This is a genomic window from Cobetia marina (assembly GCF_001720485.1).
GTDB lineage: Bacteria > Pseudomonadota > Gammaproteobacteria > Pseudomonadales > Halomonadaceae > Cobetia > Cobetia marina.
In genome coordinates this window covers 3,070,171-3,083,790 of sequence record NZ_CP017114.1, presented here as the reverse complement: position 1 = coordinate 3,083,790, position 13,620 = coordinate 3,070,171, and the positions used below count along the sequence as shown (strand labels likewise).

Sequence of the window (13,620 nt, the reverse complement as noted above, 5' to 3'; positions counted from 1 at the left end):
TGAGACTGTTTTGGAATAACACAAGAAGCGCCCTCGTGAGAGCGCGACATCTCCCTGCTGAAGCGGACCGCGCAGCGGTCCACGGAGCAGGTCCGTACGGGAGGCCAGAAACGACAACGCCGCCGCGGCAGGGCCACGGCGGCGTTGTCAGCTGGCGGGCAGCGATGGGTCACATGTTCGGATAGTTGGGGCCACCGCCACCTTCCGGGGCGACCCAGGTGATGTTCTGCGCCGGGTCCTTGATGTCACAGGTCTTGCAGTGCACGCAGTTCTGGAAGTTGATCTGGAACTGCGGCTCACCGGCTTCCTCGACGATCTCGTAGACCCCGGCGGGGCAGTAGCGCTGGGCCGGCTCAGCGAAGCGCGGCAGGTTGTCACGCACCGGTAGCGCCGGGTCTGCCAGACGCAGGTGACACGGCTGGTCTTCCTCGTGATTGGTGTTGGAGAGAAACACCGAGGACAGCTTGTCGAAGGACAGCTTGCCGTCCGGCTTGGGATACTCGATCTTCGTGCATTCATCCGCCGGGCGCATGCGCGCGTAGTCCGGGGTGGTGTCATGCAGGGTCGGCAGTCGGCCGCCCATCAGCTGGTCGAGGAAGTTGTAGGCGCCACCGAGGAAGGTGCCGTACTTGTGCATCGCCGGGCCGAAGCTGCGCGAGGCATCCAGCTCCTCATGGGCCCAGCTGTCCTGGAAGCGCTTGCCGAAGTCGACGAGGTCCTCGCCACCCTCATCGCCGCTCTTGATGGCGGCGAACACGCTCTCCGCCGCCAGCATGCCGGACTTCATCGCGGTGTGCAGGCCCTTGATCTTGGCGAAGTTGAGCGTACCGGCGTCACAGCCGATCAGCAGGCCACCCGGGAAGCTCATCTTCGGCAGGCAGTTGAGGCCGCCCTTGGCGATGGCGCGCGCCCCGTAGGAGACCCGCTTGCCGCCTTCGAGGTGCCGAGCCAGGGTCGGGTGCTGCTTCATGCGCTGGAATTCATCGAAGGGTGACAGGTACGGATTGTCGTAGGCGAGATCGACGATCAGCCCGACCACCACCTGCTGGTCATCGGTGTGATAGAGGAAGAAGCCACCTTCGGCGTTGCCCTTGAGCGGCCAGCCACTGCCGTGGACTACCAGCCCCGGCTGATGCTGCTCGGCCGGGACATCCCACAGCTCCTTGAGGCCGATGCCGTAATGTTGGGCATCGGCGCCCTTGTCGAGAGAGAAGCGCGAGATCAGCTGCTTGCCCAGATGTCCGCGGCAGCCCTCGGCGAACAGGGTGTACTTGCCGCGCAATTCCATGCCCGGCATGTGGCCATCCTTTTCACTGCCATCGGCGGCCACGCCCATGTCGCCGACCACGATGCCGCGCACCGTGCCATCCTCGCCATGCAGCACTTCCTGAGCGGCGAAGCCCGGGAAGATCTCGACGCCCAGTTCCTCTGCCTGCTCGCCCAGCCAGCGGGTCAGGTTGCCGGCGCTGATGATGTAGTTGCCATCGTTGTGCATGGTCTTGGGAACCAGTGCATTGGGGATGACCTGTGCCTTCTGGTCATCCTTGAGCAGCACGACTTCATCACGGGTCACGGCGGTATTGAGCGGCGCGCCGCGCTCGGCCCAGTCGGGGAAGAGTTCGGTGAGTGCGCGTGGCTCCAGCACTGCGCCTGACAGGATATGGGCGCCGACTTCAGAGCCTTTCTCGACCACGCAGACCGTCAGTTCGTGCTCCGCCTCATTGGCCTGCTGCATCAGTCGACAGGCCGCCGACAGGCCGGAAGGCCCGGCACCGACGATGACGACGTCGAAATCCATGAATTCGCGTTCCATGACCCGTCTCCTCAATCTTGATGCCCTGTATCAGGCCCCGCGGATCCGGCGGGGTGGGCGTATCACGATCAGTCGTTGCTGATCGCAGGGCTATTGATCTTCGGCGGCGCGCGTCAGGGCGGTGGCTCGCCAAAGCAAAAAACGATGCTGTGCTCGTCGTATCGACAGTGAAGGATATGGCTCCCATCCCGTCGTGGCGAGCTGTCATGCGCAAGGCAGCCGCATAGCATGCCGCAACAGTAGCATTTAAAACGACCGTTTGTTTATTATGCTTGGGTCTGACGTAATAGCCACACGGCGTGTTGCAGGATATCGCCTGACGGGTTTCATGTCCGGGCACCCGGATGGTGGCTTTCCGGTTTGACCCCGACCCCCAATTCTGCGCAAGATGCCCCCATGAGAATGATGATCCGTTGCCATCAGGGCCGGTTGTCAACGGCCGGCGAGCAGCGTTCGCCAGCAGCAGGCAGCATGCCTTCGGGTCGTGGGATGGGGTGCCGTGACGCGGTGCTTGTCAGCACGACCTATTTTGGATGATATTCACCTATCAAACGCTTGCATGAATCGAGCGGGGGCGCCTCGAGCAGCCTCTCGCTCCATGAGAGATCAGCGAGGACACCATGAAAGTACTCGTCGCGGTGAAACGCGTCATCGATTACAACGTCAAGATTCGCGTCAAGGCGGATCAGTCTGACGTGGATCTGACCAACGTCAAGATGGCCATGAACCCCTTCTGCGAGATTGCCGTGGAAGAAGCGGTACGCCTGAAGGAAAAAGGCGTGGCGACCGAGGTCGTGGCCGTGACCATCGGGCCGAAGGCCGCCCAGGAACAGCTGCGTACCGCGCTGGCGCTGGGGGCAGATCGCGCCGTGCAGGTGATGACCGATGACGCCGTCGACTCTCTGGCAGTGGCCAAGCTGCTGGCCAAGGTGGTCGAGGAAGAGCAGCCTGGCCTGGTGATTCTCGGCAAGCAGTCCATCGATGCCGACAACAACCAGACCGGCCAGATGCTGGCGGCGCTCACCGGCATGGGGCAGGGCACCTTCGCCTCCGAGGTGGTGGTCGACGGCGAGAGCGTCAACGTCACTCGTGAGATCGACGGGGGTCTGCAGACCGTCAAGCTCAGCCTGCCGGCGGTGGTCACCACGGACCTGCGCCTCAACGAGCCGCGCTACGCCAAGCTTCCGGACATCATGAAGGCCAAGAAGAAGCCGCTGGACCTCAAGACGCCAGAAGAGCTGGGTGTCTCCACGGCCTCGAAGGTCACGCTGGTCAAGGTGACGCCGCCGGCCGAGCGCCAGGGTGGCGTCAAGGTCGGCTCCGTCGATGAGCTGGTGGACAAACTCAAGAATGAAGCAAAGGTGATCTCATGAGCATTCTCGTCATTGCCGATCATCACGATGGCCAGCTGACAGGTACCACTGCCAGTGTGGTAGCGGCTGCCAGCGCCATCGGTGGCGATATCGATGTTCTCGTCGCGGGGGAAGGTGTCGGGAGCGTTGCCGAGCAGGCCGCGAAGCTTGCCGGCGTCAAGCGTGTGCGCGTGGCGGACAACGCGGTCTACGCCCATCAGCTGGCGGAGAATGTCTCGGCACTGGTCGTGGCGCTGGCGGACGACTACAGCCATGTGCTGTCCGGTGCTTCCACCACGGCCAAGAATTTCATGCCGCGCGTGGCAGCGCTGAAGGACGTCGCACAGATTTCCGAGATCATCGCGGTCGAGAGTGCCGATACCTTCCTGCGTCCGATCTATGCCGGCAACGCCATCGCGACCGTCAAGAGTGACGACGTTCTGAAGGTGATCACCGTGCGTGCCACCGGCTTCGACCCGGTGGCGGCTGACGGCCAGGCGGCCATCGAGGCGGTGGATGTCGTCGAGGATGCCGGTGTCTCCAGCTTCGTCAACGAGACGCTGGCCGAGAGCGAGCGTCCGGAGCTGGGTGCTGCCAAGGTGGTGATCTCCGGTGGCCGCGGCATGGGCAACGGTGAGAACTTCGCTCTGCTCGACGGCATCGCCGACAAGCTGGGCGCCGCCATCGGTGCCTCACGTGCCGCCGTGGATGCCGGTTTCGTGCCCAACGACATGCAGGTCGGTCAGACCGGCAAGATCGTTGCCCCGGACCTGTACATTGCCGTCGGCATCTCCGGTGCGATCCAGCACCTGGCGGGCATGAAGGACTCCAAGGTCATCGTCGCGATCAACAAGGATGATGAGGCGCCGATCTTCCAGGTTGCCGACTACGGTCTGGTCGGTGATCTGTTCGAGGTGCTGCCGGAGCTGGAAGGCAAGCTGTAAGACAGTGCGCTGACCTCTCATCCGGCGCCGGACACCCGGACCGGAGATGAGCAGAAAACGCGACCCGCTTCGGCGGGTCGCGTTTTTTTTGTGCCCGGATCAGACATCCTCACGTCATGGCGTCTGCCTGCATGGCATCCCGAGAGCATGACATCTGACAGGCTCTGCGTGAGCGTCGGCACGCGAGGGGAAAGCCTGCAACGCGGCATTGCAGAGATGGAGGCGAGTGCGGATCGAGATCAATTGATAATTGTTCTTGTTTGTAATACCGTCCCTGCCAGTGATTTGCATTTCCACTCGCGATTCTCTGGCAGCATGGCCAGTGACCGAGGATGCAACCCAGTCTTGTTCTTCAGGAGATGTCCGTGCGGCGTTCCACTTCTTTCTCTTTCCCGAGGGCGCGCGCGTTTGGCGGCATGCTGCCCGCGCTGGCGCTGATGGTGCCTCTGTGTGCCACGAGTCTGCCGGTTCATGCACAGACGCTGCGTGACAGTGCGGCGAGTCATCAGCAGACCCAGGGGGAGTTGCAGTCGCGCATCGACGCGGCTGACGACGAGACCCGCGAATTGCTGGTGAGGCTGCGCGAGGCGCGTCAGGAAGCGGCGCGTCTGGAAAGCTATACCGCGGAACTGACCCCGCTCAATGCCGACCGTGCCGCGCGAATCGAGCGTCAGCGCACGGCGCTCGAGAATCTCGAGGCCACCCGCGAGTCCTTGCCGGGCCTGCTGCGTGAGCAGGTCAATGAGCTGGAAGCGTTCATCGAGCAGGACCTGCCCTTCCTGAAGGAAGAGCGTCTGGCGCGTGTCGCACGGCTGCGCGACAACCTGTCCAACGCCAGTCTCACCAATGACGAGCGCCTCGATCAGCTGCTCAATGCCTGGCAGCAGGAGCTGAGCTACGGCCAGGGCCTGGATACCTGGCGTGCGGGGCTGATCGGTGCGGAGGACACCGAGGTGCAGTATCTGCGTGTCGGTCGCGTGGGGCTTTATTACCTGACGCTGGATGGCCAGCACGGCGGGGCATGGAAGACGCAGAATGACAGCTGGCAGGTACTGGATGACAGTGCGCTGAGCGAGCTGCGCCAGGGAATCAGCATGGCGCGTGACCAGCAGGCACCGTCACTGCTCACCTTGCCGCTGTCCGTCCCGGTGGAAAACGTGGAGCTCGACGCCTCTCGTCAGGCTGTCTCCAATGCCGCTTCGTCTACCCCGTCCGCGCAGGAGTCCAGCTGATGTCCATGATGCACAAGACATTCCCGCGACTGTCGATGTCTGGCGCGCTCAAGCGCGGGTGGCTCGGCGTGAGCCTGCTGGGCGTGCTCGGCATGAGCGCGCTGCCGGCACATGCCGTGACCGGCTCCGCGGCACAGGCACTGAGCGTCGAGCAGTTCGAGCAGGCGGCCAGTCAGGCGGAAGGTCGTGATCAGACACGCCTGGAGACGTTGCTGTCGGACAGTGACGCGCTCAAGGCGGCCGTGGCCAAGGCCGAGGCGCAACGTGACAGCCTGCGCGAGAAGCGCGAGACCCTTGAAGCCGAAGCGAAGCAGCAGCAGGCGACCCTCAGTGGTCTGGATGACGAGCGCCAGGCGCAGCAGGGGGATCTCGGCCAGGTCTTCACGGTGGCGCGCAAGCATGCGCGGGAAGTCCGTGAAGGGGTGGCCGGCAACTGGTTGCTGGCCGGTGGGCAGGCCCGACTGCCGGACCTTGGTCCGCGGGATGAAGTGCCCGGTCGTGAGCGACTCGCGGCCCTGACGGCCGACATCGGCAGCATCGCCCGCGAAAGTGGCCGTGCGCTGCGTTTCAAGGCACCGCTGGCCGGTGCCGATGGCAGCATCAAGCCACGTGAGATCGTGCGTGTCGGCGAGCAGATGGCCTTCAGTGGCGATCTGCTGCTCTCACCGTTGTCCGATGACAAGGCCGTGGATGGTGCAAGCGCACTGGAAAGTCTCGGCCTTGCCGGCAAGACACCGGCGACCATGCGTGATCAGCTGGCGGCGTTCAATGCCGGCGATACCGATCGACTCGATTTCGATCCCACCGGGGGTGATGTCACCCGCGCCCTGTCACGTGCGCCGGGGCTGACCGAGCGACTCAAGCAGGGCGGGGCGGTCGGTTACGTGATCGTCGGGCTTGGCGTGCTGGGGCTGATCATCGCGCTGATCCAGCTGGTGCGCCTGACGGCCACGCGGCGCGCGGTCAAGCGTCAGGAAGCGGATCTGACCCAGCTCAAGGATGACAACCCGCTGGGCCGCGTGCTGACCCGCTTTGAAGGCATGCGTCATGATCATGAGCCGGAAGCGCTGGAAGCGCGTCTCGATGAGGCGCTGCTCGCCGAGCAACCGAAGCTGGAACGTGGTCAGGCACTGGTCAAGTTGCTGGCGGCCATCGCGCCGCTGCTGGGTCTGCTGGGCACCGTGACCGGCATGATCGGCACCTTCCAGTCGATCACCGTCTTCGGTACCGGCGATCCGAAATTGATGGCCGGCGGCATCTCCCAGGCATTGGTGACCACCGTGCTGGGTCTGATCACCGCCGTGCCGCTGCTGTTCGCGCAGACCGGTATGTCGAGCCTGTCGAAGGGGCTGATGGGGCGCCTGGAAGGGCGTGCCAGTGCGCGTCTGGCGGATCACCTCGAGCGTCGTGCGCCCGCCGCCGCGGCGACGGCCAATGCCCGCACGCGGGAAACCGAGCATGCCTGAGTCGCTGGCCTCTTCTTCCCTGTTGCCCGGTGCGCTGGCACCGGTCATGCGGCTGGTGGATAGCGGCGGGCCTCTGATCGTGGTGATCTGCCTGATCGCCATGCTGCTGTTCGGTCTGGCGCTGGAGCGCGGCCTTTACTGGCGGCTGGTGCATCGGCCGGCACGCCGCCAGTTGATCCACGACTGGGTGGCGCGCAGCGAGCACCACAGCTGGTCGGCGCTCACTCACCGCGAGGTACTGACCCGTGAGCTGCTGTCACGCCTGCGCGCGCCGTTGCCGTGGCTCAAGCTGCTGGTGATGATCTGCCCGCTGGCGGGCCTTTTGGGCACCGTGACCGGCATGATTCACGTCTTCGATTCCCTGGCGATCGCCGGTACCGGCCAGGCGCGAGCGATGGCCGATGGCGTGGCCCGTGCCACCTTGCCGACCCTGGCCGGCATGGCGGTGGCGGTGGTGGGACTGTTGTTCGTGACCCGTTTCGAGCGTGTCGTGCGTCGTGAGGACCAACGCCTGCACGACCGCCTGGCGCGCGCCGTGGATGATGCCCGCAAGGGCAAGGTACCTGGCGGCATGTCCACCGCGCCTGACTCCGATTCCTCTGATACAAGCGAGACACCGCATGCGTAGACGTCGCATGGAAGCCGCGGAAGACAGCGGCGAGATCAACCTGACGCCAATGCTGGATGTCGTCTTCATCATGCTGATCTTCTTCATCGTCACCACCAGCTTCGTCAAGGAGTCGGGGGTCGAGATCCAGCGCCCCGAGGCCTCGCATGCCACGGCACGTCCGGATGCGGCCGTGATGGTGGCGATCACCGCCGAGGGCGCGGTATGGGTCGATGGCAAGCCGGTGGACGCCCACCGTGTCGGGGACGCGGTGGCGGAGCTGGCCGACGGCCAGCCGGTGGTGATCCAGGCGGATCGTCAATCGCGGACCGGGCTGCTGGTGGAGACGATGGATGCGCTGCGCAGTGCGGGAGTGCAGGACATCGCGGTCGCGGCATCGAAAGGCGAATGACATGACGCGACGTCTGTATGCCAATCGACTGATCGGATTGCTGGGCGGAGCCCTGCTGGCGCTGGCCCTGTTCTATGCCCTGGCACTGCTGGTGGCGCCGCCGGTGAACGATGCGCCGGCGCCTGAGCCGCTGTCGGTCTCGACCGTTCAGGCGCCTGAAGAGGCACCCGCCCCTGAAGCGGCGCCGGCAGAGGCCTTGCCGACACCACCGGCCGAGCCACCGCCGCCGCCTAAAGCGGCACCGATGCCGTCACCAGAGGTGACAAGCACGGTGGCGATCCCTGAGGTCAAGACACCACTGCCGCCAACGCCGGAGCTGACGCTGGATGACAGCCTGCCGCCACTGGAGGTGAAGCGTCCGCCGAGACCGACACCGGATCCGAAACCCAAGCCAACGCCGAAGCCGGCCCCGGCACCCGCCTCCCAGGCGTCAGCCCAGTCCAGTGCCCAGGCCACCGCCAGTGCTTCTCGATCGGAGGCCAAGTCGACCCCGGCACCCGCGGCGCAAGGGGGCTCGCCCCGCCCGACGCTGCGCACGGCGCCTGAGTACCCCAGTCGTGCACGCCGGCGTGGCATCGAGGGCTTCGTCGAGGTGGCCTTCGTGATTCGTCCGGATGGCAATGTCGATGGCAGTTCGCTGAGGGTGGTGCGTGCAGAGCCTTCCGGTGTCTTTGATCGCGCCGCGATGAAGGCTATCGCGCGCTGGGAGTTCCCGGCGGCCCAGACAGCGCGTCAGGCGCGTCAACGGCTTGAGTTCCAGTTGCGTTGAGGCAACCCGGGCGCATGCAAAGCGGTACCTGTCATTCATGTCTTCGCCGCGAATCTGGTGTAGAAGAGAGCTGGTGTTGCAAGCAGATGGCAGGCATGACGCCTGAGGCGTATCTGAGACGTACTTGAGTCGTGGAGCAAAGGATATCCGTACGATGTCGAACCAAGACAAGCATTCCGCCAAGCGCTCACCGCGCGGGCAGTCCACGCGACAGGCGCCTGCCGAGTCAGCGACGCCTGAAGGTCTCGGCGCTCGTCTGATGACGGCGATTCGTCGCGGCGGGCGTCGCCTGACGCGCGTGACCCTGGTCTCCACCTGTCTGATGCTGATGATGGAGGTCGGGGGCGTCGCCACCGCGAATGGGGCAATGCGCGTGTCGGCGGAGGTCGCGGGGCAGCTGCGTACGCTCCAGTCACGGTTGGAGGAGGGGGATTACGACGAGGTCGGCGAGCGTGCCGAGCGGGAAGCCCGTCAGCAACGTGGCGAGGTGCGTGCGCTGTATCTGTCGTTGGCCGCCAGTGCGCGGGCAAGACAAGGGGATCAGGCCCAGGCGGCGCGTCTCTATGGCGAAGCGCGCCGGTTGCCGGGCGTCGATGCCAGTCAGGCGCGCAAGTGGCTGCGGCGCGAAGCCATGCTGAGATTGCGGGCGGGAGAGCAGGAAGCCGGTACCGCACGTCTGGCGGAGTACCTGCATGGTGGCTCGGCGAGTGCCGATGATCTGTGGCTGGCCGTCAGCCTGGAAGCCAACCGTGGCCAGTGGTCGCGGGCCGAGGACTGGCTGGAGCGCGCCAGCAGAGCGAGTGCGCCTGAAGGCGATCGTCTGAAACTTGCCGTCAGCGTCTATCAGCAGACGGGACGACATGCTGCGGCGGTGGCACTGGTCGAGCAGGGACTTGGCGAATCGCGGGATGCGCAGGACTGGCAGCGCGCCGTGGCGCTCTATCAGCGTCTCAATCAGCAGCGGCGTGCGGCGAGTACCTGGGAAGCCGCCTGGGCGGCGGGAATCGTCAGTGGGCGCGAGGCCTATCAGCAGCGCATCGATCTGCAATTGGCCGCCGGCGCGCCGGCGCGGGCCGCGGAGTTGATCGAGGCGGGACTTTCGACGTCGGCAACTCCCGAGGGGCAGCCGTTGCTGGTAGACACGCCGTTACTGCGTCGTCAGCTGGCAGAGGCCTGGACCTCGGCGCGCGACATCGAGCACTCGCTGACGGCGTGGGCGACGGTTTCCGAGCAGAGTGGCCGTGTCGAGGATGCTCGGCAGCTGGCGGAACTGGCCTATGACTGGGGGCGCTGGGATATCGCGAGCGGTGCCCTGGCCAGTGCCGGTGAGCGCGGGGATGATTCCGCGCGCCACTGGTTGCTCAGCGGTGTGGTCGCCCGTCAGCTTGACCAGCTGGACCCCGCGCGTGAGGCCTTCAAGAAGGCGCAGGCACGCGGCGCCGAAGAGGCCGATGACTGGCTGAAGTCACTCGCGCAGCGCTGAGGCGCCCACCCCCGCGACTCCTGGCTGTCTGACCGGCAGTGCAACGAAAACGCCGCCTTTCCTGATCGTCCTGAGACGGGGGAAGGCGGCGTTTGCGTATCTGGCGATCGTGTTCGCGCTGGCGTTGCTCAGCGTGTCAGCCGATATCGGTCCAGACGGGCGCGTGGTCCGATGGCTTTTCCATGCCACGCAGCACGTAATCGACACCGGAATCCTTGATCAGCGGGGTCAGGCCCGGGCTGGTCATGATCAGGTCGATGCGCAGGCCGCGTCTGGGCTCGCGCTCGAAGCCACGCGAGCGATAGTCGAACCAGCTGAACTGGTCATCGACTTCCGGGTGCACGTGACGGAAGCTGTCGGTCAGGCCCCAGGCGTAGAGGCGCTCCATCCACTCGCGCTCGATGGGCTGGAAGCTGGTCTTGCCTTCGCGCAGCCAGCGCTTGCGGTTGGGCTCGCCGATGCCGATGTCGCGGTCGGTGGCCGAGATGTTGTAATCGCCCATCACCACCACGTGCTGATCGGGGGTGTGGTCCTCTTCCAGCAGGCGGAACAGCTGCTGATAGAAGCGCGTCTTGTAGGGAAACTTCACCGGGTGCTCGACATTCTCGCCCTGGGGGAAGTAGCCGTTGTAGACGATCAGCGGTTCGCCGTTCGGGCCGTCGATCTCGACGCCGATCATGCGCTTCTGGGCATCTTCGCTGTCATCGGGCATGCCGTAATGCACCTTCTTCGGCACCTGGCGGGTCAGCATCGCGACGCCGTAGTGGCCCTTCTGGCCGTGCCAGACCACGTGATATCCCAGTGCCTCGATGTGCGCGTGGGGAAACTCGCTGTCCTGCACCTTGGTTTCCTGCAGGCCGATGACGTCCGGCTGATGCGCCTCGATCAGCGCTTCCAGCTGATGCGGACGCGCACGGATGCCATTGATGTTGAAGGACACCAGTCGCATCACGCCTTGCCTCCCTCATCATTCCCGCCCTTGTCGTCCTGCTCGGCAGGGGCGTCCGGATGCAGCGGCAGCAGCGGGGCGGCGTTCATGCGTTCCAGCTTGGCGGCTGCCTGGCTCTTGCGCTGATCCTTCTTCTTGGCCACATAGCGAGGTCCGGAATGTACCTGATCCGGATTCTCGGCGCGCCACTTCTTGAAGTCCTTGCGGCGGCCGGTGCGAATCTGCACCTTGTCGGCGATGGAGCGGCTCTTCTTTCTGCGTGTCATCTTCGGGCTTTCCTGTTCGGTGTCAGCAGTCGCCAGCCTCGGGCACACGCGCAAGTCAGGGCGTGGCGTGCGGGCAATCGCATCAGTTGGCGGGCATTCTACCAGCCTGCACGGGGCAGGTGCCATGCGCCATGTCACACGCCGCTCCCCTGATGCCTGCAGGACGCAGATGGTGATGGGAGGTTTCCCCATGCCCGGGCGGGGTCATCACGATGCCACGCAGGGGCGCGAAGATGGTCACGTGCTGGTACAATGATCCGGCATCATCGTTGTTACCCGCAGGCGCGACTCGCGACTGGCCGCAGGATCCGAAGCCTCACCCTCCACACGCATGTCTCAAGTACCCTGCCTTCGCGGCACGTTGCTTGAATGTCGTGCCGGGGGAACGGCTCTCAGGACCCGCCAGCCTCGTTGACCTGGCCTGCAACGTACCGCCCGGTCGCTCCGGCAGGAAGCGTTCAGCGTGTCCTCGCCGGGCCCAAAGAAGATGACAGAAGACAACCATTCCACCGACACGCAGTACTGGCCGCCCTTGTGGCGACCCATGAGCCTGTCGGTTCCCTGTGCGCGGCGATGACATGACCGATGCCAGGTGAGCTGACCCTCATGGCCGACGTCCGCTCCAGCCCCTGCCGAACATTCGGGCAGGGGAGATCCGGATGCGTGAATCCGTTCAGAACAGGTGAGAGCATTCGTGCATGTCTGCACCCGGGGCCTGCGTGGCCCTGGAGACGCATACCCCCGAAGGGGAGCAGACAGGCACGGGATGACTCCCAATCCGGCAAAGGCGCATGCAGCCCGAGACGACCGCTTGTCACAAGCGGGTCAGGCGAACCAGGTGAGACCACTGGGCATGACGAACCATCCGGGTGTGGCCTGTCGTGGCGAGATTCCGAGAGCGGCCCGCGCCTGTCGCATATGAACCCTTGAAAAGAACGGATTACATGAGCGAGACGGATCAGACCCAGCCAGCCGCTGAGCAGACTCAGCAAGAGCCGCAGGACCCGAACCAGAAGCCCAGAAAGCCCAAGCGTCGCCGCCGCAAGCCGCGTCGCTCCCAGTCCAAGTGGAACCTTGATCAGTTCCAGGTCGCGCCGGTCGCCGGTCAGTGGCGCTTCCACGATTTCGATCTGCCGCTGCCGTTGATGCGTGCCATCCAGAAGGCCGGTTTCGAATACTGCACCCCGATCCAGACCCAGACCTTCGAGAAGGCGCTGCTGGGCGGTGACGTGGTCGGGCGCGCCCAGACCGGCAGCGGCAAGACGGCTGCCTTCCTGATCGCCACGCTGGCCTACTTCCTGGAAGAGAAGGCGCCGGAAGGTCAGAAGCCGGGTGCCCCGCGTGCCGTGATCATCGCGCCGACCCGTGAGCTGGCGCTGCAGATCGAGAAGGATGCCAAGGCATTCTCCGAATTCGCGCGCATCTCCGTGGCCTGCGTGGTCGGCGGGATGGACTACCAGAAGCAGCGTGAGCGTCTCGAGCGCAAGGTCGACCTGCTGGTCGCCACGCCGGGTCGCCTGCTGGACTTCCATACCAAGCGCGATGTCGATCTCTCCGAGACCGAAGTGCTGGTGGTCGACGAGGCCGACCGCATGCTGTCGATGGGCTTCATCCCGGACGTCAAGCGCATCATCCGCGCCACACCGCGTGCCGAGGAGCGCCAGACACTGCTGTTCTCCGCCGAGCTGTCCTCCGACGTGCTGGGCCTGGCAGAGCAGTGGACGCATGAGGCCGCTCAGGTGGCGGTGGAGCATGAAGCCGCGGCCGCCATCCCGGCGGACAACGCGGGCGTGCAGGCCTACACCGTCAGCGACGACGACAAGCTGCGACTGCTGGTCAAGCTCGTCGAGCAGGACGCGCTGGAGCGCGTGGTGGTGTTCGGCAATACCCGTGCGCTGGTGCGTCGCATCGATGCCGCTCTGCGTGAGGCAGGCATCGAGGTGGCGCTGATGTCGGGTGCCGAGACCCAGACGGCACGTCTCGAGGCGCAGGAAGCCTTCCGCAACGGCAAGCTCAAGGTGCTGGTGGTCAGTGACGTGGCCGGGCGGGGACTGCCGCTGGAAGATGCCACCCATGCCATCAACTTCACGCTGCCGGAGGTGCCGGAAGACTACGTGCATCGTGCCAGCTTCAGTGACGTGAGCCTGATCAGCTTCATCGGCGAGGAGGATGTGTTCTCCCTGCCGGAGATCGAGGAGTACATCCAGGAAACGCTGCCCCGCGAGCAACCGCCACAGGGCATGCTGTGACGCGGGGGTGATACCCCGCTCATGCTGACTGTCTGGCCTGGATGACCGATGCCACTCATCAGGGCATGGCTCGGCAGC

General features: G+C 65.0%; 12 protein-coding genes. 9 read left to right on the top strand and 3 right to left on the bottom strand.

Annotated features, from left to right (window positions below):
- Positions 1-169: 169 nt before the first annotated feature.
- Positions 170-1,813: an electron transfer flavoprotein-ubiquinone oxidoreductase gene (locus BFX80_RS12960; RefSeq protein WP_084209128.1), complete on the bottom strand. Its 1,644-nt coding sequence runs from the start codon at positions 1,811-1,813 to the stop codon at positions 170-172.
- A gap of 620 nt (positions 1,814-2,433) precedes the next feature.
- Between BFX80_RS12960 and BFX80_RS12955 the strand changes: the two genes are divergently transcribed.
- The 8 genes from BFX80_RS12955 to BFX80_RS12920 all read left to right on the top strand — a co-directional run bounded on the left by BFX80_RS12955 (position 2,434) and on the right by BFX80_RS12920 (position 10,078).
- On the top strand, positions 2,434-3,186 hold the full coding sequence (locus tag BFX80_RS12955) for an electron transfer flavoprotein subunit beta/FixA family protein (protein WP_084209127.1): 753 nt from the start codon (positions 2,434-2,436) through the stop codon (positions 3,184-3,186).
- Positions 3,183-4,109: an electron transfer flavoprotein subunit alpha/FixB family protein gene (locus BFX80_RS12950; protein ID WP_084209126.1), complete on the top strand. Its 927-nt coding sequence runs from the start codon at positions 3,183-3,185 to the stop codon at positions 4,107-4,109. Before BFX80_RS12955 ends, BFX80_RS12950 begins: the two co-directional genes overlap by 4 nt.
- 365 nt (positions 4,110-4,474) lie before the next feature.
- On the top strand, positions 4,475-5,341 hold the full coding sequence (locus BFX80_RS12945) for a DUF3450 domain-containing protein (RefSeq protein ID WP_167593047.1): 867 nt from the start codon (positions 4,475-4,477) through the stop codon (positions 5,339-5,341).
- Complete coding sequence (locus tag BFX80_RS12940; RefSeq protein WP_240499573.1) at positions 5,341-6,807, top strand: MotA/TolQ/ExbB proton channel family protein; 1,467 nt, start codon at positions 5,341-5,343, stop codon at positions 6,805-6,807. The genes BFX80_RS12945 and BFX80_RS12940 overlap by 1 nt, the downstream gene beginning before the upstream one ends.
- A complete protein-coding gene (locus BFX80_RS12935; RefSeq protein ID WP_084209124.1) occupies positions 6,800-7,435 on the top strand; it encodes a MotA/TolQ/ExbB proton channel family protein in 636 nt (211 codons plus the stop codon). The genes BFX80_RS12940 and BFX80_RS12935 overlap by 8 nt, the downstream gene beginning before the upstream one ends.
- A complete protein-coding gene (locus BFX80_RS12930; protein WP_077372126.1) occupies positions 7,428-7,826 on the top strand; it encodes an ExbD/TolR family protein in 399 nt (132 codons plus the stop codon). Before BFX80_RS12935 ends, BFX80_RS12930 begins: the two co-directional genes overlap by 8 nt.
- A 1-nt stretch (position 7,827) precedes the next feature.
- Positions 7,828-8,595 carry an energy transducer TonB gene (locus tag BFX80_RS12925; RefSeq protein WP_084209123.1) on the top strand — a complete coding sequence of 256 codons (768 nt, stop codon included), beginning with the start codon at positions 7,828-7,830 and terminating at the stop codon, positions 8,593-8,595.
- Between the two features lie 154 nt (positions 8,596-8,749).
- Positions 8,750-10,078, top strand: coding sequence for a hypothetical protein (locus BFX80_RS12920; protein ID WP_084209122.1), 1,329 nt, complete (start codon positions 8,750-8,752; stop codon positions 10,076-10,078).
- A gap of 136 nt (positions 10,079-10,214) precedes the next feature.
- Here the strand turns inward: BFX80_RS12920 and xthA are convergent, their stop codons facing one another.
- Together xthA and BFX80_RS12910 are read right to left on the bottom strand one after the other, a co-directional pair.
- Positions 10,215-11,027, bottom strand: coding sequence for an exodeoxyribonuclease III (gene xthA, locus BFX80_RS12915; RefSeq protein WP_077372136.1), 813 nt, complete (start codon positions 11,025-11,027; stop codon positions 10,215-10,217).
- The gene (locus BFX80_RS12910) at positions 11,027-11,293 is read right to left on the bottom strand and encodes a hypothetical protein (RefSeq protein ID WP_077372139.1); all 267 of its coding nucleotides are present in this window, start codon (positions 11,291-11,293) and stop codon (positions 11,027-11,029) included. The genes xthA and BFX80_RS12910 overlap by 1 nt, the downstream gene beginning before the upstream one ends.
- A gap of 944 nt (positions 11,294-12,237) precedes the next feature.
- Here BFX80_RS12910 and BFX80_RS12905 point away from each other — a divergent pair.
- Positions 12,238-13,542 (top strand): DEAD/DEAH box helicase, encoded by a 1,305-nt coding sequence (locus tag BFX80_RS12905; protein WP_084209121.1) that lies wholly within the window; start codon positions 12,238-12,240, stop codon positions 13,540-13,542.
- Positions 13,543-13,620: the final 78 nt, after the last annotated feature.

What these genes read in the sequence shown, in the direction of transcription:
- BFX80_RS12920 (WP_084209122.1), top strand. Translation starts at nt 8,750, where the DNA reads ATGTCGAACCAAGACAAGCATTCCGCCAAGCGCTCACCGCGCGGGCAG.
- BFX80_RS12930 (WP_077372126.1), top strand. Translation starts at nt 7,428, where the DNA reads ATGCGTAGACGTCGCATGGAAGCCGCGGAAGACAGCGGCGAGATCAAC.
- BFX80_RS12950 (WP_084209126.1), top strand. Translation starts at nt 3,183, where the DNA reads ATGAGCATTCTCGTCATTGCCGATCATCACGATGGCCAGCTGACAGGT.
- BFX80_RS12940 (WP_240499573.1), top strand. Translation starts at nt 5,341, where the DNA reads ATGTCCATGATGCACAAGACATTCCCGCGACTGTCGATGTCTGGCGCG.
- BFX80_RS12905 (WP_084209121.1), top strand. Translation starts at nt 12,238, where the DNA reads ATGAGCGAGACGGATCAGACCCAGCCAGCCGCTGAGCAGACTCAGCAA.
- BFX80_RS12955 (WP_084209127.1), top strand. Translation starts at nt 2,434, where the DNA reads ATGAAAGTACTCGTCGCGGTGAAACGCGTCATCGATTACAACGTCAAG.
- BFX80_RS12935 (WP_084209124.1), top strand. Translation starts at nt 6,800, where the DNA reads ATGCCTGAGTCGCTGGCCTCTTCTTCCCTGTTGCCCGGTGCGCTGGCA.
- BFX80_RS12925 (WP_084209123.1), top strand. Translation starts at nt 7,828, where the DNA reads ATGACGCGACGTCTGTATGCCAATCGACTGATCGGATTGCTGGGCGGA.
- BFX80_RS12910 (WP_077372139.1), bottom strand. Translation starts at nt 11,293, where the DNA reads ATGACACGCAGAAAGAAGAGCCGCTCCATCGCCGACAAGGTGCAGATT.
- xthA (WP_077372136.1), bottom strand. Translation starts at nt 11,027, where the DNA reads ATGCGACTGGTGTCCTTCAACATCAATGGCATCCGTGCGCGTCCGCAT.
- BFX80_RS12960 (WP_084209128.1), bottom strand. Translation starts at nt 1,813, where the DNA reads ATGGAACGCGAATTCATGGATTTCGACGTCGTCATCGTCGGTGCCGGG.